The organism is Ruminococcus sp. YE282, from assembly GCA_900101355.1.
In the GTDB taxonomy this organism is placed as follows: Bacteria; Bacillota; Clostridia; order Oscillospirales; family Acutalibacteraceae; genus Ruminococcoides; species Ruminococcoides bromii_A.
Genome location: FMUV01000007.1, coordinates 14,903 through 38,686, shown reverse-complemented (window position 1 = coordinate 38,686; position 23,784 = coordinate 14,903). Strand labels below are relative to the sequence as shown.

28 protein-coding genes are annotated in these 23,784 nt (G+C 38.1%); 4 read left to right on the top strand and 24 right to left on the bottom strand.

Features of this window, described 5'->3' with window-relative positions:
• Window positions 1–8 precede the first annotated feature (8 nt).
• The 20 genes from BLP46_RS04085 to ilvA all read right to left on the bottom strand — a co-directional run bounded on the left by BLP46_RS04085 (window position 9) and on the right by ilvA (window position 17,835).
• Window positions 9–2,186, bottom strand: coding sequence for a ComEC/Rec2 family competence protein (locus tag BLP46_RS04085; RefSeq protein WP_092976036.1), 2,178 nt, complete (start codon window positions 2,184–2,186; stop codon window positions 9–11).
• Between the two features lie 66 nt (window positions 2,187–2,252).
• Window positions 2,253–2,789 (bottom strand): phosphoribosyltransferase family protein, encoded by a 537-nt coding sequence (locus BLP46_RS04080; protein ID WP_092976033.1) that lies wholly within the window; start codon window positions 2,787–2,789, stop codon window positions 2,253–2,255.
• Window positions 2,790–2,803: 14 nt separating this feature from the next.
• Window positions 2,804–3,145 carry a histidine triad nucleotide-binding protein gene (locus BLP46_RS04075; protein WP_092976030.1) on the bottom strand — a complete coding sequence of 114 codons (342 nt, stop codon included), beginning with the start codon at window positions 3,143–3,145 and terminating at the stop codon, window positions 2,804–2,806.
• A 65-nt stretch (window positions 3,146–3,210) separates the two neighbouring features.
• Window positions 3,211–3,924 carry a glycerol-3-phosphate 1-O-acyltransferase PlsY gene (gene plsY / locus BLP46_RS04070; protein WP_092976027.1) on the bottom strand — a complete coding sequence of 238 codons (714 nt, stop codon included), beginning with the start codon at window positions 3,922–3,924 and terminating at the stop codon, window positions 3,211–3,213.
• Window positions 3,924–5,246, bottom strand: coding sequence for a ribosome biogenesis GTPase Der (gene der / locus BLP46_RS04065; protein ID WP_092976024.1), 1,323 nt, complete (start codon window positions 5,244–5,246; stop codon window positions 3,924–3,926). The genes plsY and der overlap by 1 nt, the downstream gene beginning before the upstream one ends.
• Before the next feature lie 149 nt (window positions 5,247–5,395).
• On the bottom strand, window positions 5,396–5,584 hold the full coding sequence (rpmF, locus tag BLP46_RS04060) for a 50S ribosomal protein L32 (protein ID WP_092976021.1): 189 nt from the start codon (window positions 5,582–5,584) through the stop codon (window positions 5,396–5,398).
• A gap of 26 nt (window positions 5,585–5,610) precedes the next feature.
• The gene (locus tag BLP46_RS04055) at window positions 5,611–6,105 is read right to left on the bottom strand and encodes a YceD family protein (protein ID WP_092976129.1); all 495 of its coding nucleotides are present in this window, start codon (window positions 6,103–6,105) and stop codon (window positions 5,611–5,613) included.
• A 172-nt stretch (window positions 6,106–6,277) separates the two neighbouring features.
• Complete coding sequence (locus BLP46_RS04050; protein WP_092976018.1) at window positions 6,278–7,417, bottom strand: PP-loop family protein; 1,140 nt, start codon at window positions 7,415–7,417, stop codon at window positions 6,278–6,280.
• Between the two features lie 151 nt (window positions 7,418–7,568).
• A complete protein-coding gene (locus tag BLP46_RS04045) occupies window positions 7,569–7,985 on the bottom strand; it encodes a hypothetical protein (protein WP_092976016.1) in 417 nt (138 codons plus the stop codon).
• A gap of 37 nt (window positions 7,986–8,022) precedes the next feature.
• A complete protein-coding gene (locus tag BLP46_RS04040; RefSeq protein ID WP_092976013.1) occupies window positions 8,023–9,360 on the bottom strand; it encodes a glucose-6-phosphate isomerase in 1,338 nt (445 codons plus the stop codon).
• A 265-nt stretch (window positions 9,361–9,625) separates the two neighbouring features.
• On the bottom strand, window positions 9,626–10,765 hold the full coding sequence (locus BLP46_RS04035) for a D-alanyl-D-alanine carboxypeptidase family protein (protein WP_173311522.1): 1,140 nt from the start codon (window positions 10,763–10,765) through the stop codon (window positions 9,626–9,628).
• A 71-nt stretch (window positions 10,766–10,836) separates the two neighbouring features.
• Window positions 10,837–11,358 carry a zinc-ribbon domain-containing protein gene (locus tag BLP46_RS04030; RefSeq protein ID WP_092976008.1) on the bottom strand — a complete coding sequence of 174 codons (522 nt, stop codon included), beginning with the start codon at window positions 11,356–11,358 and terminating at the stop codon, window positions 10,837–10,839.
• A gap of 82 nt (window positions 11,359–11,440) precedes the next feature.
• Entirely contained in the window at window positions 11,441–11,908 is a 468-nt protein-coding gene (gene ispF / locus BLP46_RS04025; protein WP_092976005.1) for a 2-C-methyl-D-erythritol 2,4-cyclodiphosphate synthase, read from the bottom strand.
• Window positions 11,908–12,612, bottom strand: coding sequence for a 2-C-methyl-D-erythritol 4-phosphate cytidylyltransferase (ispD, locus tag BLP46_RS04020; RefSeq protein WP_092976002.1), 705 nt, complete (start codon window positions 12,610–12,612; stop codon window positions 11,908–11,910). The genes ispF and ispD overlap by 1 nt, the downstream gene beginning before the upstream one ends.
• 14 nt (window positions 12,613–12,626) lie before the next feature.
• A complete protein-coding gene (locus BLP46_RS04015; RefSeq protein ID WP_092975999.1) occupies window positions 12,627–13,898 on the bottom strand; it encodes an O-acetylhomoserine aminocarboxypropyltransferase/cysteine synthase family protein in 1,272 nt (423 codons plus the stop codon).
• Between the two features lie 16 nt (window positions 13,899–13,914).
• On the bottom strand, window positions 13,915–14,430 hold the full coding sequence (locus tag BLP46_RS04010; RefSeq protein ID WP_092975996.1) for a hypothetical protein: 516 nt from the start codon (window positions 14,428–14,430) through the stop codon (window positions 13,915–13,917).
• Between the two features lie 120 nt (window positions 14,431–14,550).
• On the bottom strand, window positions 14,551–15,123 hold the full coding sequence (locus BLP46_RS04005) for a dipicolinate synthase subunit B (protein WP_092975993.1): 573 nt from the start codon (window positions 15,121–15,123) through the stop codon (window positions 14,551–14,553).
• The gene (gene dpsA, locus BLP46_RS04000; RefSeq protein ID WP_092975990.1) at window positions 15,120–15,995 is read right to left on the bottom strand and encodes a dipicolinate synthase subunit DpsA; all 876 of its coding nucleotides are present in this window, start codon (window positions 15,993–15,995) and stop codon (window positions 15,120–15,122) included. Before dpsA ends, BLP46_RS04005 begins: the two co-directional genes overlap by 4 nt.
• Window positions 15,996–16,250: 255 nt before the next feature.
• Window positions 16,251–16,622, bottom strand: a complete 372-nt coding sequence (locus BLP46_RS03995) for a RidA family protein (RefSeq protein WP_173311513.1) — start codon at window positions 16,620–16,622, stop codon at window positions 16,251–16,253.
• A gap of 19 nt (window positions 16,623–16,641) precedes the next feature.
• Entirely contained in the window at window positions 16,642–17,835 is a 1,194-nt protein-coding gene (gene ilvA, locus BLP46_RS03990) for a threonine ammonia-lyase (protein ID WP_092975984.1), read from the bottom strand.
• Between the two features lie 210 nt (window positions 17,836–18,045).
• On the opposite strand from ilvA, the gene BLP46_RS03985 reads away from it, so the two are divergent.
• The 4 genes from BLP46_RS03985 to BLP46_RS03970 all read left to right on the top strand — a co-directional run bounded on the left by BLP46_RS03985 (window position 18,046) and on the right by BLP46_RS03970 (window position 19,842).
• Window positions 18,046–18,423: a metal-dependent transcriptional regulator gene (locus BLP46_RS03985; RefSeq protein WP_092975981.1), complete on the top strand. Its 378-nt coding sequence runs from the start codon at window positions 18,046–18,048 to the stop codon at window positions 18,421–18,423.
• 312 nt (window positions 18,424–18,735) lie between these two features.
• The gene (locus BLP46_RS03980) at window positions 18,736–18,915 is read left to right on the top strand and encodes a hypothetical protein (protein WP_092975978.1); all 180 of its coding nucleotides are present in this window, start codon (window positions 18,736–18,738) and stop codon (window positions 18,913–18,915) included.
• A 3-nt stretch (window positions 18,916–18,918) separates the two neighbouring features.
• On the top strand, window positions 18,919–19,275 hold the full coding sequence (locus tag BLP46_RS03975; protein ID WP_092975975.1) for a TnpV protein: 357 nt from the start codon (window positions 18,919–18,921) through the stop codon (window positions 19,273–19,275).
• Window positions 19,276–19,461: 186 nt separating this feature from the next.
• Entirely contained in the window at window positions 19,462–19,842 is a 381-nt protein-coding gene (locus BLP46_RS03970; RefSeq protein WP_092975972.1) for a hypothetical protein, read from the top strand.
• Between the two features lie 62 nt (window positions 19,843–19,904).
• Here the strand turns inward: BLP46_RS03970 and BLP46_RS03965 are convergent, their stop codons facing one another.
• The 4 genes from BLP46_RS03965 to BLP46_RS13205 form a co-directional block, all read right to left on the bottom strand.
• Window positions 19,905–21,095: a helix-turn-helix domain-containing protein gene (locus BLP46_RS03965; protein WP_092975969.1), complete on the bottom strand. Its 1,191-nt coding sequence runs from the start codon at window positions 21,093–21,095 to the stop codon at window positions 19,905–19,907.
• Between the two features lie 18 nt (window positions 21,096–21,113).
• Window positions 21,114–21,842, bottom strand: coding sequence for a DUF5986 family protein (locus tag BLP46_RS03960; RefSeq protein WP_092975966.1), 729 nt, complete (start codon window positions 21,840–21,842; stop codon window positions 21,114–21,116).
• An 81-nt stretch (window positions 21,843–21,923) separates the two neighbouring features.
• Entirely contained in the window at window positions 21,924–22,133 is a 210-nt protein-coding gene (locus BLP46_RS03955) for a hypothetical protein (RefSeq protein ID WP_092975963.1), read from the bottom strand.
• Between the two features lie 124 nt (window positions 22,134–22,257).
• Window positions 22,258–23,739: a DUF4062 domain-containing protein gene (locus tag BLP46_RS13205; RefSeq protein ID WP_207645204.1), complete on the bottom strand. Its 1,482-nt coding sequence runs from the start codon at window positions 23,737–23,739 to the stop codon at window positions 22,258–22,260.
• Window positions 23,740–23,784: the final 45 nt, after the last annotated feature.

The window sequence follows — 23,784 nt, the reverse complement described above, 5'->3', positions numbered from 1 at the left end:
TTCCTCCGTTAAAGTTTTATTTCGGTTTTATCATCAAACGCCGTTATAATATTTTCTGAAATCAAACTCAGCTCATACTCTGATTTTTCAAAATCTTCTTCTTTACCCGCAAAAATTATGCTCTGACAGTTAAGCAGGTCAGAATTTTCAGATACTCCGTCCGTCAAGATATAATCAACGCTTAAAATATTTTCGGGCAATTTAGATATATCGGCACCCGACGGTAGGAATAATATTGAGGAATTGTTTGTCACTATATACTGCACGGTTATTCCGTCAAAAGCGTATATCGTGTCGTTAGTATTAGAGTTGAGCCTAAGCGAAAAACTGACATTGTCCCCAAAGACGCTGCGCCTGAATCCGTCATAGTTTTCAAGCATTTCCTGATTTTCGCTGTTCTTATCATATACCAAAACATTGGATACGTCAAATTCATCAAGTAATGACGGAAGATATTTAGAATATTTATTTTTCTGATTTGGAATTATTATATTATCAACAGAACTTAAGTCGGTTGATAAGGACTGAGTAACAGCATATCGATACTTATTTGTTCCGCCGCAAGACAGAATTGTGGCATTGTTTCCGTTCCTGACAACCGCAGTAACACCTTGGCTGTAATAAACATTTAAAGTTACGCTGTTGTAATCAACTATCGAATATAATGCCCAGCCAAGCACAAGTGTGACCGCCGACAGAGCAACCGAAGTTCTTATGTAGAATATTTTTACCTTAATCAAATAGCCAACTATAACCAGCACAACAGAAACTGCAAGCCAAACATAAAAATAAATTTTATCAGCCTGCACGGTGCAAAACGGAACCTTGGCAAACAACTTCATTATTTGTATAACAAATTTGCTGACTATGCCTGCCGCCAAACCAAACGGATAAGCCAAAAACGATATTATCGGACAAATATACAAAACCGAAGCTATCAACGCAAAGTCAAGTATAAGGCTGACCAAAGGCTCGCAAATAAATGCAATAAATACAGTAAGCGGAGAAATTGTGCCAAATGCGATAACAGTTATCGGAATTACCCACAATGTAGCTGAAAGTGAAACAGCAATTGCTTTAACCAAGTTTTTTAATATTCTCCGTCTAAGTTTAAATTTTGTTATTATGTAAACATAAATTCTTTTTGCCCACAATATTATTCCGAGAGTTGCAGAAAACGAAAGTAATATTCCTATATCTCCGACCGAATAAGGATTAAACGCCGTTAAAATAATTGCGGCAATGCCAAGTGAATTAAGACTGTCGGATTGGCTGAAAAAGACAGGAGCCAAGTACGTAAGTCCAACCATAATACCCGAACGCACTATTGACGGAGTAAATCCCGTAACAGCAGAATACGCAGTAACAATCAGCAGAACCGCAACGCAATGTACGATTTGATTGTTTGTGATTATCTTTATCAGAAATAAAATGAGTCCCATCGCAATAGCCAAATGCATTCCGGAAACTACAATTAAGAACGAAGTTCCGGTTTTTGAAAAAATGTCTTTAACATCATAGGAAAGTGCTTGCTTTTCGCCAAGCAAAACCGCTTTGCATAGTGATGACGGACTTTCGGACATCAGGCTGTCAAGTGAATTATTAAGGGCTTTGCGTGCGTTCACTGCATAACCGTACAATGAAAATTGTTTTTCGCCTGTACTTGAAATTTCAAAACTATCCTCATATGCCGAAAAATATATACCTTTACTCAAAAGGTAAGATGTATCGTTTGCCTGCGGCGTGACCGTTGCGGTAATGCGGTCAAATTCCGATATATCCAAATAACTGTAAGAGATAAAGTTAATTTTTACATTTGCTTTTTCGCCGTTTATTTCATCAGCGTGCACTGTATATGTGCAGGATTTTTCACGCTTTTGCACTTCGTCGCACACATAGCCGCTGATTTTTATTTCTTTATCAGAATATTCCTGTATAATAGGGTTATAAACAAAGTTTGTATACAGGGTAATTGCAGCTATTGCACAAAGTGAAGTAATTCCAACTGCAATTAAGGAATTGCAAATTGCTTTGTTATAACTGCGAAGTTTTAAAACAAACGCAACTATTACAGATAAGGCAGACAGACATAAGACTGCAATAATAATCACGCTGTTATAAAAGTAAAAAACGACCGCAAGGACAGACAGATAGGTTATTCCAATCAATCCAAGCGGTCGTTTCATAGTGATTCTCCAATATTAAATCAACAATTAATACAAGTAATACTTTTTATTATAATTTAGTAGCAATTATTTAAAGAACAGAGGAAGTTCACCAAGGTAAACAAAATCTTTTCTGTTTTTAGCGTCACCCTCGGCAAGAACAGCAGCCTTACCCACAACCTCGGCTCCGGTAAGTTTTACAAGTTTTTCAAGAGCGTTAAGGCTTTCTCCTGTTGATACAACGTCATCAACTATGAGTACACGCTTGCCTTTAAGGAACTCGGCGTCATTTTCGCCCAAATAGAGTTTCTGCGTTTTAAGGGTAGTAATAGAATTAACCTCAACTTCGATAGGATTACGCATATAAACCTTTAAGCCTTTGCGGGCAACAACATAATTCTGACAGCCCTGGCGTGCCATTTCGTAGCAAAGCGGAATACCTTTTGCCTCGGCTGTAACAACTACGTCGTGTTCGGGGCAAATTTTCAAAAGTTCTTCCGCAACCTTTTTGGTGATTTCAACATCGCCGAACATAATGAATGCCGCAATGTCAATTTTGTCGTCTACCGGAAAAAGTTCAAGCTCACGCTCAAGTCCGGCAATTTTCATTTTATATGATTTCATCTTTTCAACTCTCCTCAACACATAGCACCGTTAAGCTTTTTACCTCCGAGAATATGGAAGTGCAGATGCTTTACACTCTGACAACCGTCCTCGCCGCAGTTATTGACAATACGGTATCCATTGTCAAGTCCGAGCTTTTTGGTTATTTCCGGAATTTTTGTGAATATGTATGCAACAATTTCTGCATTTGATTCATTAATTTCATTTGCACAGCAAATGTGCTGTTTTGGTACAACAAGCACATGAACGGGTGCCTGTGGTTCAAGGTCATAGAAAGCAAGGATTTTATCGTCCTCATAAACCTTTTTTGACGGAATTGAGCCGTCAACTATTTTGCAAAAAATACAATCAGCCAAGCTAATCTTCCTTTCATAAATATTCCGTATATATTCTACAACTAATATTGTACAAGGTCAATATATCATTTCTTTTTGGCTGTGATTTTCTTTTCTTCTCCTCTTATAAGCCGTCCTATGTTAGACTTGTGTTTAACAATTACAAACACGCCGATAATTAACGTTGCCAGCGTTGACAGGACAACATATGAAACTGAATAATCAGAGTTAAGATAATCGAATATAAATGTTATCAAGAATGTGTAAATCGGATAAAGACCTGAGCAAATTATGCTTGAAAGTGAAATAATCTTTGTGGCAAAAAACAATATCAAAAAGGTTGTTATTATTAAAATAAACACTCGCCAGTCTTCAGTTGCCATTAACGCCGCTGCAGCTACGACACCCTTACCGCCTTTAAAGTGGAAATAGACAGGATATGAATGACCGAGAATACAGAAAATTCCGGCAACATACTTGCCGCAGTTTATAAATTCTCCCTGTAACATCTGGGTATCTGCCGAAATGGAAGAAAATATAAAACCGCCGATTAAAACAGCAATAATACATTTGAGTGCGTCGCTGACTATTGTTATAATTGCGGGAACTTTACCAATGCTCCTTAAAACATTGGTAAAACCTGCATTTCCGCTGCCAAGCTGACGGATGTCCTGTTTGCCCTTTGTCACAATCTTTGTGACTACGATTGCGGTATTAATACTGCCGAGAAGATAGGCTGAAATTGCAGCTAATAAAAATCTCCACCAATTTTCGACAAAAAAGGTTAAATAAAAATCCATTATCTTTCTCCTCGTTCTCTGATGATTATTCTTATAGGAGTACCCTCAAGCCCAAAGGTTTCACGGATTCTGTTTTCAAGATAGCGTTGATATGAAAAATGGAACAGCTGGGCGTCATTGCAAAAGAAAACAAAGGTAGGCGGCTTTACTGATGCCTGAGTCATATAAAAGATTTTTAACCTTTTTCCTTTATCTGACGGAGGCTGAACTCTTGTGGTAGCCTGTGCTAAAAGCTCATTAAGCATTCCGGTTCTTATGCGGCGATTGGCGGATTCATTTGAACTGATGATAAGCTCAAACAGCTTATCAAGCCTCATTCCTGTTTTGGCAGAAATAAACACCTGCGGAGCATAAGACATAAACGCAAAGTCTGCGTCAAGTTTTTTGCGAAACTCCTGCATCGTCTTATCGTTCTTTTCGATGGCATCCCACTTGTTTACTGCCAAAATACAAGCTCTGCCCGCCTCGTGAGCAAGACCTGCAACTTTGGTATCCTGTTCGGTTATTCCCTCGGTTGCGTCAATCATAATAACACATACATCACTGCGTTCAATTGCCATTTTTGCACGAATAATGCTGTATTTTTCGATATTATCGTAAATTTTACTCTGTCTGCGCAAACCTGCGGTATCTGTAAAGCTGAATGTACCGAACTTGTTTTCAACAATGGTATCAATTGTGTCTCTTGTGGTACCTGCAATGTCAGAAACTATACAGCGTTCCTCGTTGGTAATTTTATTGATAAGCGATGATTTTCCTGCATTCGGCTTGCCAATTACCGCAACCTTGATTATTGAATCATCGTCAAATTCCTCGTCACCGAAATTTATCTGCTCAAAAACTCGGTCAAGCAAATCACCCGTGCCGTGACCGTGAACGGCAGATACCTGAACGGGGTCACCCAGTCCGAGATTATAAAATTCATAAAAATCAGGGTCAGGCTCACCAACTCCGTCACATTTATTTACACAGACAACAACCGGCTTTCCCGACTTCTGAAGCATTTGAGCAACCTCCATATCGGTTGCAACAAGTCCAGACTTTAAATCCGTAACAAGGATAATTGCGCTTGCCGTATCAATTGCAAGCTGAGCCTGACGGCGCATTTGCGATAAAATAATATCATCAGAATTAGGCTCAATACCGCCTGTATCTACAACAAATGCCTTTTTTCCGCACCACTCAACCTCGCCGTAAATTCTGTCACGGGTAACGCCGGGGGTATCGTCAACAATAGACATTCGCTGACCGATAAGTTTGTTAAAAAGCGTTGACTTGCCCACATTTGGGCGTCCCACTATGGCTATTACGGGTTTGTTCATATAACCACATTACCTTTCTATATTATAAGCATATTATTAATGCGTTTGCCTTTGCAACCGCTAAATAATAGTATGCCAAATTATTCTCAGACAAAACAAAAGGGCGTACAGATGCCTGCCGCCCATAGTGTTCTTAAATGCAAAAATGATTACTGTGCATCTTTCTTAACGATAACCTGTCTGCCGTTATACATACCACAGTTGCTGCAAGCCTTGTGAGCTGCTGTAAGCTCACCGCAGTTTGGACAAGTTGTAAGTGCCGGAGCGTCAAGCTTCCATACTGTTGAACGTCTTGAACTCTTTCTTGCGTGTGATGTTTTACTCTTAGGTACTGCCATTACAAAGACCTCCTTATAAATATATGTTAGTCAATAAACTGTTTAAGAATCTCAAGTCTTGGGTCAATTTGTCGCTTATCACAGGAACACTCGCCTTTGTTAAGGTTCTGACCACAAATTTGGCACAAGCCCTTGCAATCGTCCTTGCACAAGTTCTTTTGAGGTAAAGACAAAAGAATATCGGTTACGACAATTTCGTCAAGCTCAAGTTTGAAATCCGGTGTTTCAATATAATCGTCATTGCCATCGTCAACAAGAGTCTGTGCAAGCTTATGAGAAAACTCCATCTTCATATGCTTTGTAAACTCTTCGCCGCACCTGTCGCAGTTTCTGACATAATCAAAACCGCACTCAAGATAAAGTGTAACAAGGCTTGCTCTGTTATGAGCCTTTGCAGTAACATTAACCGGTGTTTTGAATGGAAAAACGCCGTCAATATCAATGTCTGCAATATCAAGTTTATAGCTTAGTTCTTTTGTTTCGCCGTCATTCTGAAAGACGGACTTAAGCTCAAACAGCATAACTGCACCTCGAAGTTGACCGCATAAACGCATATTAAAACGCTGTTTATTATTATACAAAAGGTTTAAGGCTTTGTCAACTAAAAATTGCGGTAAAATCGGCATTATTTTTTGTTAAAACCTGTTAATCTGACGCATAATTCTTTGCAGGAATTAATTTTGTGTTTAGACATCAATCGGTGTCGTAATCATCAAGAAAACTGTGCTTTTCCTCGCCGCGTTTATATGAAATTATTGTCTCAAGATTCACATTTTCAACGCTGTGAAATATGTTGCTTTCAATTTGTGGGTTTATATTTTTTAAATTGGCTATTAGTTGTTTGATTTCCTGTCGCTTCGAGCCGGTGTTGCCGTTATTGCAGGTTGTACAGTTATCGGTAAATCGGCAGGCGCATTGAATGAAGTTCAGGTTGTTATAATCACGCCAACGCTTTATCTCATTTTCACGAACAAGATACAGCGGTCTAATCAGCTCCATTCCCTCATAATTGGTACTGTGAAGTTTGGGCATCATAGTTTGCACCTGACCGCCGTAGAGCATTCCCATAAGAATAGTTTCAATTACATCATCATAGTGATGACCGAGGGCAATCTTGTTACAGCCCAGTAATTTAGCTTGTTTGTAAAGATACCCTCTTCTCATTCTTGCACATAAATAGCAGGGATATTTTTGAACATTGTAAACCGACTCGAATATATTGGTTTCAAACACAGTAATCGGAATATTCAGTTTGCGTGCATTACTTTCAATTACACTGCGGTTGACTGGGCTATATCCCGGGTCCATTACAAGATGCACAAGCTCAAACGGAAACTTGTTGTGCCGTTTTAACTCCTGAAACAGTTTAGCCATTAGCATGGAATCCTTTCCGCCCGAAATGCAAACAGCTATCTTATCGTTCGGCTTTACAAGTTCATATTCAACAACGGCGGCAGTAAAACGGCTCCATATTGTTTTGCTGAACTTTTTTCGTATGCTCTTTTCGACTTCATCAGCGCAAATTTCATCAGTCATTTTGCGTTTTAACCAACCGTAATATCCTTCTTTTAGGTTAACGGCATTATATCCGTTCTCACGAAGTTTTTCGGCTAAGGTATCACTTATCTGTCCGCTTTTGCAGCAGATTACAAGCAATTTATCCTTTGGCAAAACAGAAAAATCCTGTTTTAGCTTGTCTAATGGATTATTGACAGCATTCGGAATACTGCCGTACTCAAAAGAAAATTCGTCACGGATATCTATTATCATTGAACTTTGACTGTCAAGAGTATCAAGAGCATCTAAAGTTATCTCAAGTTGTTCATTATTCATATTGACACCACAAATAAAAGCATTTTACGGATATATTTTAATTCTGCAAACAATTTAGAGTATTTATCAGATATTACCCATAAAACCAATTTTTAAACATTAAAAAACGGCACAATCAAAAGACTGCACCGTTTTAATTCTCAATAAGAAATTATACTTTCTGGCAAACAGCGTTGATTGATTCCGGAATTTCGCTTTCGTCAGCAGAAATCAAAAGAACGATATTTGTTGAAGAAGCCTCTGAAAGATCCTGAAGTTTCTTTGTAAATGTCTCAAGTCCCTCTATACCCTCTGGGCAAATCTTGAAAGTTGAGTCAACGAGGATGTCGGTAACGTCATAGTTACCTGCGCAAATACCGCTTACAAAACCGAAAAGCATATCATAGCCTGATACAGAATACTGCTCTGTATCAATAAGTCTTGCCTTATGTGTAACATCATATGTAAGCTTTGAGCCTTTTTCAATTACAACAACATTGCCCTCTGATGCTGCAACAGCCTCATTTGCAAGAGCAATAAGCTTTTTTGTTTTTCCTGTACCTTTTTTACCGATAAGTAAAGTAACCATATTACAGTCCTCCATTTTTATACTTTATAATTAGAAATTACTTTAATCTTGCTTCAAGAGCAGCTTTCTGGTCTTCGTAACCGGGCTTTCCGAGCAAAGCAAACATATTCTTCTTGTAGCTTTCAACACCCGGCTGGTTAAACGGATTAACACCAAGCATATATCCTGAAATTGCACAAGCCTTTTCAAAGAAATAGATAAGATAGCCAAGTTCTGTTTCGTTCATTTCAGGAACATTCAAAACTACATTAGGAACTCCGCCGTCATTATGAGCAAGAACTGTGCCTTCAAAAGCCTTACGGTTTACATAATCCATAGTTTTTCCCGAAAGGAAGTTCAAGCCGTCAACATTTGCAGGCTCTGTGCCAAGAGTAACTTCTTTTTTACATTTATCAAACAAAACAACAGTCTCAAACATTGTACGTCTGCCGTCCTGAATATACTGTCCGAGTGAGTGAAGGTCAGTTGAGAATACAACGCTTGACGGATAAATACCCTTGTTGTCTTTGCCCTCGCTCTCGCCAAACAGCTGCTTAAACCACTCTGCCATCATTGTGTATGCAGGCTCATAGGCAACCATAATTTCAACTACTTTGCCCTTACGGTAAAGGATATTACGAATTGCGGCATATTTGTAGCAATCGTTTGTTGCCAAATTATCATTATCAAATTCCTTTTGAGCCTTTGCAGCACCCTGCATAAGAGCGTCAATGTCGGCGCCTGAAACAGCAATCGGAAGCAGGCCTACTGCTGTAAGCACAGAGAAACGTCCGCCTACATCATCAGGTACTACAAATGTTTCGTAGCCCTCTTCGTCGGCAAGAGCCTTTAAAGTACCCTTTGCCTTGTCAGTTGTGCAGAAAATACGCTCTCTTGCGCCGTCTTTGCCGTATTTCTTTTCAAGCATTTCACGGAAAACACGGAATGCGATAGCAGGCTCAGTTGTTGTGCCTGACTTTGAAATCATATTAACTGAAACATCCTTGCCCTCGCAAAGCTCCATAATCTCTGCAAGTGCAGATGAGCTGATAGAATTTCCGGTAAAGAAAATCTGCGGAGTATCTTTGCAGGTAAGATTGTAATTCTGAGAATTCAAAAATTCGATTGCAGCTCTTGCTCCGAGATATGAACCGCCGATACCGATAACAATGAATACATCGGAGTTTTTCTTGATTTTTTCTGCTGCAGCTTTAATTCTTGCGAACTCATCTTTGTCATAATCGGTAGGAAGATTGAGCCATCCGAGAAAATCGTTGCCCAAGCCTGAGCCCTCGTGAAGAGTTTTGTGTGCAGCTTTAACTTCTGCCGCAACACCTTCATACTCGTGTTCGCCGATAAAGCCTCTCAAATATTTGTCTGTAAGAGTTGTTGCCATTTAAATTCCTCCAAAATTCTAATTCAGAATTATTAACAAAATCTATATGTTTGTTGTTTTATTATACTATAACACGAGGCTTTTTGCAAGATAATTTCGTCATTTTTTTAAATTGAAGCGACGTTTAAGGGGCAAACTTGCGACAGATTGCAATAAGTGCAAAGGGAACGTCAGCCTTATCATAGGTCGAGTTGAATATTAAATCTCAACTTAAAATACCGAATGTAATCCACTGTTTCAGATGTCGTGAGCATTTACGGTTCGATTATAACGCTAACAAAGAATTATAAACAACGTTAAATATTGAACCGAAAGATGTTTCCTCAACCTGTTGACGTGCAGTTATGTCAAAAATCTTGGTTTCTCCGTTGACCGTAAATTTAAGCGAACCGACAACCTGATTTTCTTCAACCGGAGCCTCAAGGTTTTCAGGTAAATCCAGCTCGGTTTTTATGTCGGCATCGGCACTCTTATCAACCACAACATTTGAATCGACGTCACATTGCAAATCAACGGTTTTCTCCATACCTCCAACGACATCAAGCGACTGCGGCATTTCTTCAGGAATTTTTAATTCTTTTACAGCAATATTTGCAAAACCGTAATCCAGTAAGGCAGCCGCGTCCGCAAATCTTTGTTTTCCGCTTTCGCAGCCTAAAACAACAGAAATCAGCGATACATCTCCCCTTGTTGCCGTGGCGGACATACAACAACCTGCATCATCGGTTGTGCCTGTTTTAAGCCCGGTTATGCCGTTATACGTTTTTAAAAGCTTATTGGTGTTAACAATTTGGGTTTTTCCGTCACGTAAATTGTCAAGCCATATTGCCGTATAGTCAAAGATTTTTTCGTGTTTAGTAAGTTCACGGGACATTATTGCAACGTCATTTGCAGAGGTAACGTGCCCCTCTTCGTCAAGCCCATTGCAGTTTTTAAACACCGTGTCATTCATACCGAGTTCCTTTGCACGGTTATTCATCTGTTCTACAAATGCGTCCTCGCTTCCGCTCAAGTGCTCTGCAAGCGCAACTGCGGCATCATTCGCCGAAGCCACTACGGTTGCCTTTATCATATCATCAGCAGACATTGTCTCACCGTTTTCAAGCCAGATGTCGCTTCCTCCCATAGAAGCAGCGTGTTCGCTCGCAGTTATGGTATCCTCCAAACTTAGTTTTCCTCTGTCAATTGCTTCAAATACCAACAAAAGGGTCATAACCTTTGTTACGGAAGCACAGGGACGCTGTTCGTGAGAATTTTTTTCGTATACAATTTTGCCCGTAGAAGATTCCATAAGCACCGCAGACGGAGCCGATACGCTGTCATCACCTAAAGCCGCAACCGGAATAGCAGACGGCAGAAGTAACGATATGCACAAAACTGCCGATATTATTGCCTTTCTTAACATAATAAAACACCTCGTTCAATAATATGAACAAGGTGTATAAAGTATGATTTTATAAATTTAATGTGTAATGATTATTTCATAAATCCGAACTTGCTTAAAATCGGAACTTCAGCCGATCTGTTGGAACAAGTTCTGACAAAGCATATTACTTTTAGTACAAGAAGAATTATAAGGCAAATGCCGCCGGCAATCGGAACAATACAAGTCCAGCAAAGGACACCGGAAATAATTGCCACCAAAGCTTCAGCAACTGTTATTTTCAATTGCTGTTTTATGTGGAAGTCAAGATATGAAGACCTGTTTGCAATTCTTACAAGCAATGCGATAATAACACCGAGAAAATCAAACAAATAAACGCAGATGGCAAATATTTTATTGTCATGAATTTCTGCATCACTAAACTCAGCAGTATGGTCACAAGGGTCTGAATACTGCTGTGCAGGCGGAATTGGTGCGCCTTGCTGTTCAGGCTGTCCGCCTACGTTTGGATTTTGATCCTGTTGATTTACATTCTCGTTAAAGGATGTTCCGCAAGATGTGCAGAACATAGCTTCATCAGAACATTGAGTATTACATTTTGGACATACTTTCATAATTACATTTCCCTAACCTTTCAACCCGTAAAATTTAAATTGCTTAGAGTAACGGGTAATACAATAAGCAAATTTCAGCCTATTAATCAATTAAGCACACGGAATGTGCCGAAATTCCTTCAAGCCTGCCTGTAAAACCAAGCTTTTCTTCGGTGGTAGCCTTTACGCTCACACAAGAAATATCTATGTTACAAGCATCGGCAATATTCCTGCGCATTGCGTCAATATAGTTTCTGAGCTTTGGCTTTTGGGCAATAACGGTTGAATCAATATTGACTATTTTATAGTTATTTTCGGAAAGCACACGGCAAACCTCTTTTAGCAAAACAACGCTGTCTGCCCCTTCAAATCGGTCATCCGTATCGGGAAAAAGCTTGCCTATATCTCCCAGTGCGGCGGCACCGAGCAAAGCATCCATAATTGCGTGCAGCAAAACATCGGCATCGGAATGTCCAAGCAATCCAAGTTCAAACGGAATTTCTTCTCCGCCGATTATAAGCTTTCTGTTTTCTGCAAATTTATGAACATCATAACCGTGACCTATACGCATTATTTTACCTCCGAATTTCTTGCATTCAAAATACTTTCAGCGATAATAACATCAATCGGAGTAGTCAGCTTTATGTTTTCTCTGCTGCCTTTAACGACTTCAACTTCGCCGCCCATTTTTTCTATTAAAGAACAATCGTCGGTAAAGTTTGCAACATCATCTCCGGCGTTATCTAAGGCGAATTTGTACAAATCTTTTTCAAAAACCTGCGGAGTCTGAACTGCTCTGAGCTGTGAACGCAAAGGAGTGCTCTCAATTTTATTAAATCCGTCAACAATCTTAATTGTATCTGTTACAGAAGTTCCGAGCGTTGCCGCACCCGTATCAAATGCGGCTTCAACCACACGCTGTATTTCGTCAACAGTAATAAGCGGTCTTGCTCCGTCATGAATTGCAAAATATTTTGCTTTTTCATCGGCGGAATTGATTCCGTTTCTTACGCTCTCAGCACGTGAATCACCGCCGTCAACAATTTTTTTAACCTTTGTAAATCCGTTATTGTCGGATATTTCACGAATTCTGTCTGCGTCCTGATTTCGACATACAACTATAATTTCGTTTATAAGATGGCATTTCTGAAACGCTGTAAGCGTGTATTCAATTGCCGGGTGTGACAAAAGCGGAATAAACTGCTTGCTGTCGGCAATCCCCATTCTTACAGAGCCGCCTGCCGCAACAATTATTGCAGAAACATATGCTGACATAACTTCCTCCAAAATCAGATTTTCTCAAGAGCCTGCTTGAGGTCATCAATTAGGTCATCTACACTTTCAAGACCTACCGATAAACGAATTAAGTCGGGAGCAACACCTGACTCTTTCAGCTGTTCATCAGTAAGCTGGCGATGTGTGTGACTTGCAGGATGCAAAAGGCATGTGCGTGCGTCTGCAACATGGGTAACAATGGTAATCAGCTTTAGACTATCCATAAACTCAACAGCCTTTTCCCTTCCTCCTTTTACGGCGAATGCCATTACGCCGCATGAACCTTTAGGCAGATATTTTTTTGCAAGGCTGTTATATTTATCGTCCTCCAAATCGGGATAATCAACCCATTCGACCTTGTCGCAGGATTTTAAATATTTTGCAATTGCAATGGCATTTTTACAATGTCTTTCCATTCTTACGTCAAGTGACTCAAGGCCGTTCATAAGATAAAACGCATTTTGCGGCGACTGAATTGAACCGAGGTCACGCATAAGCTGGGAAGTGGCCTTGGTAATATACGCAAGCTTACCGAACTTTTCAGCATACACTATTCCGTGATATGATTCATCGGGGGTTGTGAGTCCGGGATATTTGTCTGAGTGTGCAAGCCAGTCAAAGTTGCCGCTGTCAACAATAGCTCCGCCGACACCGATTGCGTGGCCGTCCATATATTTGGTTGTAGAGTGAGTTACAATATCGGCACCCCATTCGATAGGTCTGCAATTTATAGGGGTGGCAAATGTATTGTCAACAATAAGCGGAACACCGTGTGAATGTGCAAGGCGGGCAAATTTTTCTATATCAAGCACCGAAACGGTGGGATTAGTTATGGTTTCGCCAAATACGGCACGAGTGTTTGGCTTAAAAGCCTTTGCCAGTTCCTCTTCCGACAGGTTTTGGTCAACAAATGTACAGTCAATCCCCATCTTCTTCATTGTTACTCCGAGAAGATTGTATGTACCGCCGTAAATTGAAGATGAAGCAACAATGTGGCTTCCTGTCTCACAAATATTGAACAGAGCAAAAAAGTTTGAAGCCTGTCCACTTGATGTAAGCATTCCAGCAACTCCGCCCTCAAGGTCGGCAATTTTTGCCGCTACCGCATCATTTGTAGGATTTTGCAGTCTTGTATAAAAATATCCGCTGTCTTCAAGGTCAAAGAGCCTGCCCATAGCATCGCTTGAATCATATTTAAAAGTTGTACTTTGACAAATCGGGAGTTGTCTTGGTTCACCGTTTTTAGGTTCGTATCCCGAATGAAGACATTTTGTTTCCGTTTTCATAATTAATTCTCCTCAATTATCCAAATAAATTCTTGATAAATCCGGTAATAAAATCAGTACCGTATATTACTGCTGCAACTAAAAGCAAAAACAGAATTGCAGAAACCACCTTAACGGTAGTGCGTTTTGCACCGCTCATCTCTTCAAACTGCTCATCAGCAGGTTTAACACCGCTGTTTGTCGGAACTGTAACATCTTCATCAAGAATTTTTTCGTTTTCTTCTTTGATTGCTCCGATTCCCACGCAAACATCATATGCCTTTTCGTATGCCTGAAACGGCACAAGCAAATCATATTCTGAAAAATCACAGCCCATTCCTGCATCAGCAGAACTATCTTTTTTTAAAACCGCATCACTTGGGATTCCGCTGTCATTAAGAGCAGATTTCACACGTTCAAGTTCAAAACCCGAAGCCGATAAAAGATAAACGGGTGTGTTATTATCTGAAACATCGACAAGTTGCACTTTGCAATCAGGACAATGTTGGTCTCCGTCATTATGAATATGTTTGCATTTTTTACAATACTTCATTTTGTTACCATTCCTAATATTGATGATATAATATTAACATAAAATAACGGTGAGAGCAATACCTCACCGTTAAAGTTGATAAAAATTTTATATATATTTGCCATTTATTAAAATTAAAAGTTATTCAAAAATCGGCTGATACTGTTTTCCAGACAGAGAATACTCTGCACATATTGGTATTTTTTCAAAATCCGCTACAAGAGAATTTGGTTTTTTCTCAATATCATCCTGTTTAAGCGGAACAAAATAAATATGCTTGGTATTAAGAAGTCTTCCGATATTTTGCGCTGAAGCACCGAGTGCGTCATTGGTTGCTACACATAACAGCACCGGTCTTAGTATTCTTAGGTGTGATTTTGCCGCCATTGTCACCGAAGTATCGGTTATTCCCAATGACAGCTTTGCAAGTGTGTTGCCTGTGCAAGGTGCAATTACAAGCAAGTCACACAGCTGTTTCGGTCCGAGAGGCTCCGTTTCAACTGATGTGTGCAAAACTTTGTGCCCCGTAATTTCTTCTGCCTTTTTTATCATTTCCTCTGCTTTTCCAAAGCGAGTATCTGTTGAATATGCGTTCTGCGACATTATTGGTAAAACGTCATATCCAAGTTTTACAAGCTTTTGCATCTGCGGAAATGCTTTTGAAAAGGTGCAAAAGGAACCGCACATTGCAAATCCTATGGTTGCTTTTGTCACCTGTAAACCTCCTCAATTATATTAAATACTGTTGTTTCAATTATTTTCCCCGCTGTCTTAGGGGCGCACTTTCCGGGCAGCGACAAGGCTCTTACTGCGTCAAGTTTCAGTTTGTGCGCCGCTTCAAAATCCACCCCGCCCGGCATTGAAGCAAGGTCAATTATCAATGTGTTGCGGTCGGTGCTTGCAAGCAGGTGCTTGTCAAAAAGCAATGCGGGAACTGTGTTAAACACAATATCATAACCCCTCACGCTTCTGAGCTTTTCGGTGTTTTTGGATTTATAGCCCAGGGCTGAAATATAGGCAAAATCATATTTTTTGCGTGCGGTTACCGTGACGTCAGCGCCAAGGCTTTTAAGAAGTTTGGCAAGAATTTTGCCTATTCTTCCAAATCCGGTAATAAGACATCGGCTTCCTGCAATTGTTCCCTCAAAATTTTGCATTGCACACTCAATCGCACCCTCAGCAGTCGGAAGTGCATTGAGTATTGCAAACTCCTCTTGAGCCGAATAATCAAAAACGCTGCCGTCTTTTAAAATCGGATATGCTTTTAAGAATTTTTCACGCATTGCAACAAAGACAGGTTTCTTGCACAACTCCCTGCAATCGTCATCATCAAGTATTATTTTTTCATCTGAAAAGGGAGTGTTAATTGATTTATCTGCCCTGACGGACGGCAAAGGAAAAATCACCGCATCACTATTAGAAATTGTTGCTTTTAAACTTGCAATTTGCAAAGCACCAAAGCTTTCCAATTTATCAAAACCGCCGAGAAGGACTTCATAACATCTGTCTGAAATTGCTTTTGCAAGAAAAAGCTGGCGTTTATCTCCGCCGATTATGCCGAAAGTTTTTATTTTACCGTCAACCATACCCACACCACACCAATATATTAACTTGACAAACCCATACCGAATCTCATTTTGTTTGTGCAGACAATTAATACTAATCCCATGATTCTGTTTTGCCTATTGATAGATGATTAGTATCAAGACTATTTGCTATACTGCATATTATGCCGCGGTTATTTTTGTGTGAAAGCAGTATTGCGATTGTATTAATAATACTTCGTATAAATAAAAAAGGACTGTGTCGATTAACAACACAGTCCGATATTAAAATACTGATTAAGCTTCTGCAATTACTTCAACTTCAACCAAAACGTCCTTTGGAAGCTGTTTTACAGCTACGCAGGAACGTGCCGGTTTCTCTGTGAAATACTTACCGTAAACAGCATTGAAGGCTGCAAAATCCTCCATATTCTTAAGGAAGCATACAGTCTTTACAGCCTTTTCAAGTGAGCTGCCCGAAGCCTCAAGAAGATTTTTGAGGTTTGTGCAAACCTGCTCTGTCTGACCCTCAATTGTGTTTGCTTCAACATTTCCGCTTGCAGGATTAATTGCAATTTGTCCCGAAGTAAACACCAATCCGTTAACCTTTATTGCCTGAGAATACGGACCGATTGCATCCGGTGCATTTTTAGTATAAATCTTTTCCATAATAATTACCTCCGAGATATTAAATAAGTTTAAATCCGGCGTCTGTAAGAGCGTCAGAGATTTCTTTTACGTGTTCATAATTTCTTGTTTCAAGCACAATTCTAAGGTAACAAGCAGTAATATCTGTTCCCTCACTTGCACGTTCGTGGTGAATTGATATTACGTTTGCACCTCTGTCGGCAATAATTTTAGAAACAGCGACAAGCTGTCCCGGCTTATCCTGAAGTTCAATGCAGAATGTCTGCTGTCTTCCCGATTTAAGCAAACCTCTTTTGATTACACGGTTAAGAATTGTAACGTCAATATTACCGCCGGAAACAATACAAACAACCTTTTTGCCTTTTACCGGAAGTTTGTTAAACATTACAGCTGCAAGCGGAGCCGCACCGGCACCCTCTGCTATCATTTTTTGACTTTCTATAAGTTTTAGAATTGCAGATGAAATTTCATCATCACTTACAGTTACTATATCGTCAACATATTTTTGAATATATTTGAATGTATGTTCTCCGGCAGCCTTAACTTGAATGCCGTCTGCAATTGTTGAAACGCTGTCAAGGCAAACAGGCTTGCCGTGTTTAATTGATTCAAGCATTGACGGAGCGCCTTCTGCCTGAACGCCGTAAACCTTAATATTAGGATTCAAATTTTTGATTGCGCAGGCAACACCGGACATAAGTCCGCCTCCGCCGATTGCTCCGACAACGGCGTCTACATCGGACATTTCATTAAGAATTTCAAGACCGATTGTACCCTGACCTGCCATTACATTATCATCATCAAACGGATGGATAAAAGTATAGTTCTTTTCGTCACGAAGCCTTAAAGCTTCATTATAGGCGTCATCATACACGCCCTTTACCATACAAACTTCCGCACCGTAGCCCTTGGTAGCCTCTACCTTTGAAATCGGTGCGCCGTCAGGCAAACAAATCAATGATTTAATTCCGTATTTTGTTGCGGCAAGGGCAACGCCCTGAGCGTGATTACCGGCAGAACAGGCTATAACGCCTCTTGCCTTTTCTTCTTCGGAAAGCTGGGAAATTTTGTAGCCTGCTCCACGAACCTTAAATGAACCCGTAATCTGGAGATTTTCGGGTTTAAGATAAACTTCGCAATCCTCTGTAATTGCAGGTGCTTTTACAATGTGTGTCGGTCTGATTACGTCCTTAAGAACATATGACGCATGGTAGATTTTGTCGAGTGTAAGCATACTACATCTTCCTTTGCTGATAGTTAATTGATTAAAACTTATTTTATAACAATATGCAAGTAAAATCAAGTTTTTTTGCAAAAATATAAAAAATATGGTTAGCTCAGCAATTCAGAGATAACTAAATTATTTTATTAAAAATTATTAATATTGATTATCTTGCAAAAATGTGGTATTATTATTATATAAGTATATTTTGGAAGTGATTTTGTGCAATTAAAAGAATCAGGTGAAATGTACCTGGAAACTATATATGTTCTCAGCAAAAAATCCCCTTATGTTCGTTCTATTGATGTTTGTGAAGAAATGAATTATTCAAAGCCGAGTGTGAGCCGAGCTGTGGGGATTTTAAAAGAAGGCGGTTACCTTACCGTTGGCAAAGACGGCGCCTTGAAACTGACAGAAGCAGGACTTGAAATTGCAGAAAGAACATATGAGCGTCATACTGTTCTTTCGCAAATTTTTGAACTCTTAGGTGTAGATAAAGACATCGCTACCGCAGACGCCTGCAAAATTGAGCATGTCATTAGCAATGAAACTTTCAGTGCGCTTAAAAAGCATCTTCATTCAAATCTCAAAAATAAATGATTGTTAAAATTAGTGATACAATTTTGTAAATTGAATGTTTCGGCAATTTAATTAAACATAAGGCAACAGGAGCTCAAGATTCAGACTGAATGAATTTTGAACTCCTGTTTTTATTCATTATTTTATTTTTCAAATTACAAAAAATAAAAGGTGCTTAAAAGGCCACCTTTACTGGTACGAGTGTTTATAACGGACTTATGAAAAAATACAGGTTTTATCGGCAGTTACACACATTTCTCGCTCGCACATTTGTGGTTTATTCAATTTCTTCCTATAATGTGAATGTAAATTTAAGTCAAGGAGGAAATGACTATGAGAAATCCAAAATATCACATTTACTTAACGCCCGATGAGCGGCGTACGGTAATCAACAGCCTGATTGATTTGAGGAATGACCTCATCTCACGGGGCAAATATACCGATGTCATTGACGAGCTGTTGATCAAGCTCACGAAAGCTAAAGTAAAGAAGATTAAGTTCAAGGAGGTCTGAATTATGGCGACAAAGATTACATACACACAGCAGGGAGATTACTTGCTGCCGGATTTGAAATTGCCCGAACAGCCAACTGTTAAGATTGGTATATGGGGCAAGCGACATTTACGATACCTCGAAAAACATCATCCCATCATTTATACTAACCTTCTGACGAGCTGTAAGCTCACCGCCTACCTCACCGATATTGACAAACAGGCAGAGGATATGTTTTTTCGGTTAGTAAATCAACTTGCAAAACAAGAAGGCGTCAACGAAAAGCTCAAAGCAGATAACCAGATGATCTGGGTTGCGAGAATGAATAATATCCGCAACCGAGCAATAGAGATAGTCAACGCAGAAATGATTTACACCTGATTTGCACAGCCGTCAAGTGGGATTATTATCTGCTGATAGTATTCAATAGAAAGCTATATAATAATTCATATGTGTATTGTTGACTATTAATTATTTCCATTTGCTTTTTTTATAGATAATGATATAATATATTTGTAAGTATATAATATATTTTCAAGTATATATTTTTTTAGGAGGTTAATTATTATGTTGAATGAAAAACAAAGAGAGCAAGTTATGCTTTCGCAAGGCAAAGCTGTGTCTGTAGAATGGATATTGAGACGTATTTTTGATTGCGAACAATTAGGATTCGGAGGGCAAGTTAGTGCTGATCGTATTCGAAAGCATCCATTTTTGTCAATGACGCAGGGATTGGCGGTACTTTATGAAAGAAATCCAGAAAAGAGAAATGCTATCAATAAATTCATAGAAGATTTCAGTTTTTATGAAGGTATGTCTATGGACTATCTTTTGTCATTTGACACAAAAGAAAAAACTGAAGAAAATAGAACGATTGAGATTGATAAAGAAAATGGGGTGGTGCAATTAGATTATATTATTGATTGTTTTAATGAGATAGTCGAATAGTGGAAAAACGCCTGAGAATCACTCAGGCGTTTTTGTGAGTTAAGGATCTATTTTTCAATTCATTATTGATACGACTTCAACTGAATAATCGGCGGTAATTCATTTTTTGATGATAACGTTCCCTTTTTCAAAGATAACAAACACTCAATATCTTTAGAATACATTGTAATACCATATTTTCTAAAAAGCCGCATTAATCCTTCGGGAGATAGTATTTTTTCTTCAATTAATAAATCAATAGCACCTTGAAAAATATTCGCATTCAAAAAATAAGGTTTATCGCCCGGTTCTTTTTGTCGCCAACCTTTTTTTGAAACTTGTCTCATTAAATATTGAAACTGATTATTAGAAATGATATTCAGTTGATAACTACGATATATCATAGCCTGAATAGAAACTTTCCATTTCTTTTTAAGCATTTCATAATATTGTAAGCTTGTTGGGTATGCTTGGACTTCTTTACCGAAACTACTTTTAGGCAATAGAAAAGAACTTGCGAACATATTAGCTTGTTTTTCTCTTAGTTTAAACTCGTCTTTATCGATTAGGTCTAAACTTTCACTCCACGGATGTAAAAGAATATGACCCAGTTCATGAGATAAATCAAAACGGATTCTTCCTTCTGGTTTTTTGCCTTGATCTACCGAAATAAAAAAAACATCGCCGTTATTTAATACAGTATGTTGACTAAAAGCATCAATTGCATTTTCATTTGTGTCGAATCCGGTAACAATAATACCGTTTTTTTCAAGAATAAACTGTAGATTACCGATAGGACCATCACCAATGTCCCAATAGTTTCTTAATGTAGAGGAAATGCGTTCAATCTCGTTGCATAGTAATTTGTTATTCTCTTCAAAACTATCACTAAAGCTATCTGTGAAATCCACAGTTGGTAGATTCAATGAAGGAAAATCTATATAGTTGGATAGAATTTCATATATCTTAGCAACGTATTCCAATTTTATACTCTGAGATGTTCTATCCATTTTTGTTGCACTTGCAAGAGATCTAAAATATGTTACTTCTGTAGATGTTTTACAAGAATCCTTTTGCAAAAAAAATTCAGTGGGGAACATCAACGCATTTGAGATCTTTTGAATATTATCAAACTCAGGTTTGTTTTTATCATTTTCATAAAGTGAAATTGACTGTTTGCTTATTCCGGTTGCAGAGGATAATCCTGTAAGAGTCATCCCACGGAATAATCGTGCGCTTTTTAATCTTGTTCCTCTGAACTCGCTTTTATCCATTGTTATCTCTCCCTAACGTTATCCTTCTTTTTCAAATTCAATAAGGGAAGGTCTAATTCCTGGTTTAAATCCAATTAATGATTTTGTGCTTTCAGATTCTGTTTGCGTATTATTAGACGTATCGGAAGGTTGTGTCAAATCAGCAAAATCTGGCACAATATAATCGTTTAATGACCTTTCAAACACTACATTAAAATGCGGATCGAGAACTTCCAAATTTATTGAAATTACCTGATTATTATTCGCTTCATACGAAATAACATAATGAGTGAATCCTTCTTCGGAATTGGCTAAAAGTGAAAAAGTATTCTTGTAATCGTCTTCCAAAGTTTCATAATCAAAAGCATCAATAGGAAACAAAGAGTCCTGAACATATTCGCATTTGCACTCACTGTTTTCTACAGCCAAGATAGATTGTAAAAAATGCGGATTTGATCTGTCCTTCTTTTTAGGAATTCTATGCAATGTTGTTGAGCTGCAAATGCTATAAGTTATTTTGTTGGTACTATCAAGAAGTATTCTTCCTTGCCAAAAGAACCTACGAAAAGGAATAAGATCAATTTCATTATTGTACAAGGCATATCTTCTTAAATTGTGATTAATATAATCCCCACGTAGATGGATGACGGCGTTATTTGTTTCCTTAGCGCTCTCAGTTAAATATTCTGGAATATCTTGAGTGATTGCTTTATTGATAGAATAGACTATTCTCTTTAATAGTTTCTTGTTAATTGAATAGTTGTTCAAGGAAGTTACCTCCAAATTAAATTTTGTAAATATATTTTTACATATTTAAGAGGATTTGTCAAGTAGAAAACAAAAAATAATTTAAAAAGTCAAATGAATTTTTCTTGCGATACGGTCATAGATAGTAAAGAAAGTTTGCGGTTTAGAAATTTCATAAAAAAGATTTACTTGATCTTTGCACCATTCATTAATGAAAAATATTTTGCTTGAAATAGTCAGCGCTGGAAATCCCTGTTGTATTATAGTATGTGAGGGATTATCTATATCTTCAAGCGTTTTGTTTATATCCAAAGTATATTCTTCTTTTGATTTGAATTATAGTTCATACTGCTTCTTTCTTTATGTGCATTATAGCACACACGTTTAGAAATTCAATAAAAACCAAAATGTGCTTTGTGCGACAGGTTTATTACACTTATTCATTTGCGGTACGAATAATACCCTCAACAATTTCTGGATTGTGTTTTGATGAAATTCTATACGCTATACTTTTTAGCCCTTCTTTTACGAAAATTATTGAAGGGAATGCAGTAGATGTGTGTTGCTTTATATAGTCGAATTTGATTTTAATAACTTTGTCGTTTCCTTTCTCAAAGACATCATAATAAAAAGTGTCATTTATTTCTGCAAAAAAATCGTCGTTATAATCTGGTTCCGAATTAATAAACGGAAGATTCGGAGAATGAATGATAGGAGGATGAGTTTTGCTTGATGATTCATAATCTGAATATTCTGCTGTGCTTTTTATTCCAAACAGAGTTGATATTTCACAATCATTGAGAAGATAACCCATAACTGAATTATTAAACTGAAACACATCTGAAAGTTCTACATAGTATTCATTTGGAATGGTCAACGAGATCTCTACATCTTCATCGTAAGTTGTACCGGCATTTGTTAATGCCATTTTAATACAAGATAACCCAGAGAGTGCATTTTCAACTTCTGACCAAAGCATATAGTTGTAAATTAGTTTTATTGTATTTGATATTAGTATATACTTTTCTTCTTCCTGGGGAGTCCCTTCAATACCCTTACCACCCAAAGATGAAGGAATTACACTATTTCTAAGATTACCTAAGTCAAAAAAATCATTGCTCAAATCTATCTTATTTGTCTCTGCAAATATCTCTAAAACCTCTTTTTCGGTTTGATCTATTTCAACTTTTGAACCTAATATCAACATGTTTTTATTAGAGCTATCTACTCTTGAAAAATGCAAAGAATTAATTGTTGATATGTTATTCTCAACTTCAGTAACAAAGTCTTTAACAGATTTATGACAAGGAATGAATTGATTGACAATTAATTGATCATTAAGTTTGCAACTTTCATCTATTGATTGAACTTTTAAAACAGGCACTCTCTCGTTCCTGATTTCAGCTACTTTTTCGATGCTTAAGAAGTGCTTCGAGAGGTGTGCAAAAAAGAGATTTTCAAAATTATCAACAGAATTATATGTAAAATACAACCCTTTATCCTTGTATTTGTTCTTAAAGTCACAGACCTTTTTATACTGGTCAGATTGCATAATAGATGGAGAAATGGGTGCATCGGAAAAATACATAAACACTTGCTTTCCTGAATCCAGCATTTTGCAAATTTCTTCTTCGGTTCCGGAACCATACTGATCAGTTGGTGTACCAAAACGAGTCCAAAATATAGCTACCGCAGCATCACAATCATTTACAAACTGTTCATTGAGAATATTCTGCGGTTTGTCACCTGATTGTGAGTATGAGCTTTTACTCCAGTGCCGAGTTAAAATATTAATGCTTAGTGCTTTACTGTACATTTCATTAAATCGATCCACACACCTATTTATAGCTTGTAACTCTTCTTTAACATCTCCAGGACAAGAGATTAATAATTCATATTGTGTTATATTCTTTGGCATAATATCCTCTTTCGTTTCTTATCAATAGTCATAAACAGTTTTCAG

Coding starts and splice junctions, on each gene's coding strand:
- BLP46_RS04085 (WP_092976036.1), bottom strand. CDS start 2,186: ATGAAACGACCGCTTGGATTGATTGGAATAACCTATCTGTCTGTCCTT.
- BLP46_RS04080 (WP_092976033.1), bottom strand. CDS start 2,789: ATGAAATCATATAAAATGAAAATTGCCGGACTTGAGCGTGAGCTTGAA.
- plsY (WP_092976027.1), bottom strand. CDS start 3,924: ATGGATTTTTATTTAACCTTTTTTGTCGAAAATTGGTGGAGATTTTTA.
- der (WP_092976024.1), bottom strand. CDS start 5,246: ATGAACAAACCCGTAATAGCCATAGTGGGACGCCCAAATGTGGGCAAG.
- rpmF (WP_092976021.1), bottom strand. CDS start 5,584: ATGGCAGTACCTAAGAGTAAAACATCACACGCAAGAAAGAGTTCAAGA.
- BLP46_RS04055 (WP_092976129.1), bottom strand. CDS start 6,105: ATGCTGTTTGAGCTTAAGTCCGTCTTTCAGAATGACGGCGAAACAAAA.
- BLP46_RS04050 (WP_092976018.1), bottom strand. CDS start 7,417: ATGAATAATGAACAACTTGAGATAACTTTAGATGCTCTTGATACTCTT.
- BLP46_RS04045 (WP_092976016.1), bottom strand. CDS start 7,985: ATGGTTACTTTACTTATCGGTAAAAAAGGTACAGGAAAAACAAAAAAG.
- BLP46_RS04040 (WP_092976013.1), bottom strand. CDS start 9,360: ATGGCAACAACTCTTACAGACAAATATTTGAGAGGCTTTATCGGCGAA.
- BLP46_RS04035 (WP_173311522.1), bottom strand. CDS start 10,765: ATGTTAAGAAAGGCAATAATATCGGCAGTTTTGTGCATATCGTTACTT.
- BLP46_RS04030 (WP_092976008.1), bottom strand. CDS start 11,358: ATGAAAGTATGTCCAAAATGTAATACTCAATGTTCTGATGAAGCTATG.
- ispF (WP_092976005.1), bottom strand. CDS start 11,908: ATGCGTATAGGTCACGGTTATGATGTTCATAAATTTGCAGAAAACAGA.
- ispD (WP_092976002.1), bottom strand. CDS start 12,612: ATGTCAGCATATGTTTCTGCAATAATTGTTGCGGCAGGCGGCTCTGTA.
- BLP46_RS04015 (WP_092975999.1), bottom strand. CDS start 13,898: ATGAAAACGGAAACAAAATGTCTTCATTCGGGATACGAACCTAAAAAC.
- BLP46_RS04010 (WP_092975996.1), bottom strand. CDS start 14,430: ATGAAGTATTGTAAAAAATGCAAACATATTCATAATGACGGAGACCAA.
- dpsA (WP_092975990.1), bottom strand. CDS start 15,995: ATGGTTGACGGTAAAATAAAAACTTTCGGCATAATCGGCGGAGATAAA.
- BLP46_RS03995 (WP_173311513.1), bottom strand. CDS start 16,622: ATGGAAAAGATTTATACTAAAAATGCACCGGATGCAATCGGTCCGTAT.
- ilvA (WP_092975984.1), bottom strand. CDS start 17,835: ATGCTTACACTCGACAAAATCTACCATGCGTCATATGTTCTTAAGGAC.
- BLP46_RS03980 (WP_092975978.1), top strand. CDS start 18,736: ATGAGAAATCCAAAATATCACATTTACTTAACGCCCGATGAGCGGCGT.
- BLP46_RS03975 (WP_092975975.1), top strand. CDS start 18,919: ATGGCGACAAAGATTACATACACACAGCAGGGAGATTACTTGCTGCCG.
- BLP46_RS03970 (WP_092975972.1), top strand. CDS start 19,462: ATGTTGAATGAAAAACAAAGAGAGCAAGTTATGCTTTCGCAAGGCAAA.
- BLP46_RS03965 (WP_092975969.1), bottom strand. CDS start 21,095: ATGGATAAAAGCGAGTTCAGAGGAACAAGATTAAAAAGCGCACGATTA.
- BLP46_RS13205 (WP_207645204.1), bottom strand. CDS start 23,739: ATGCCAAAGAATATAACACAATATGAATTATTAATCTCTTGTCCTGGA.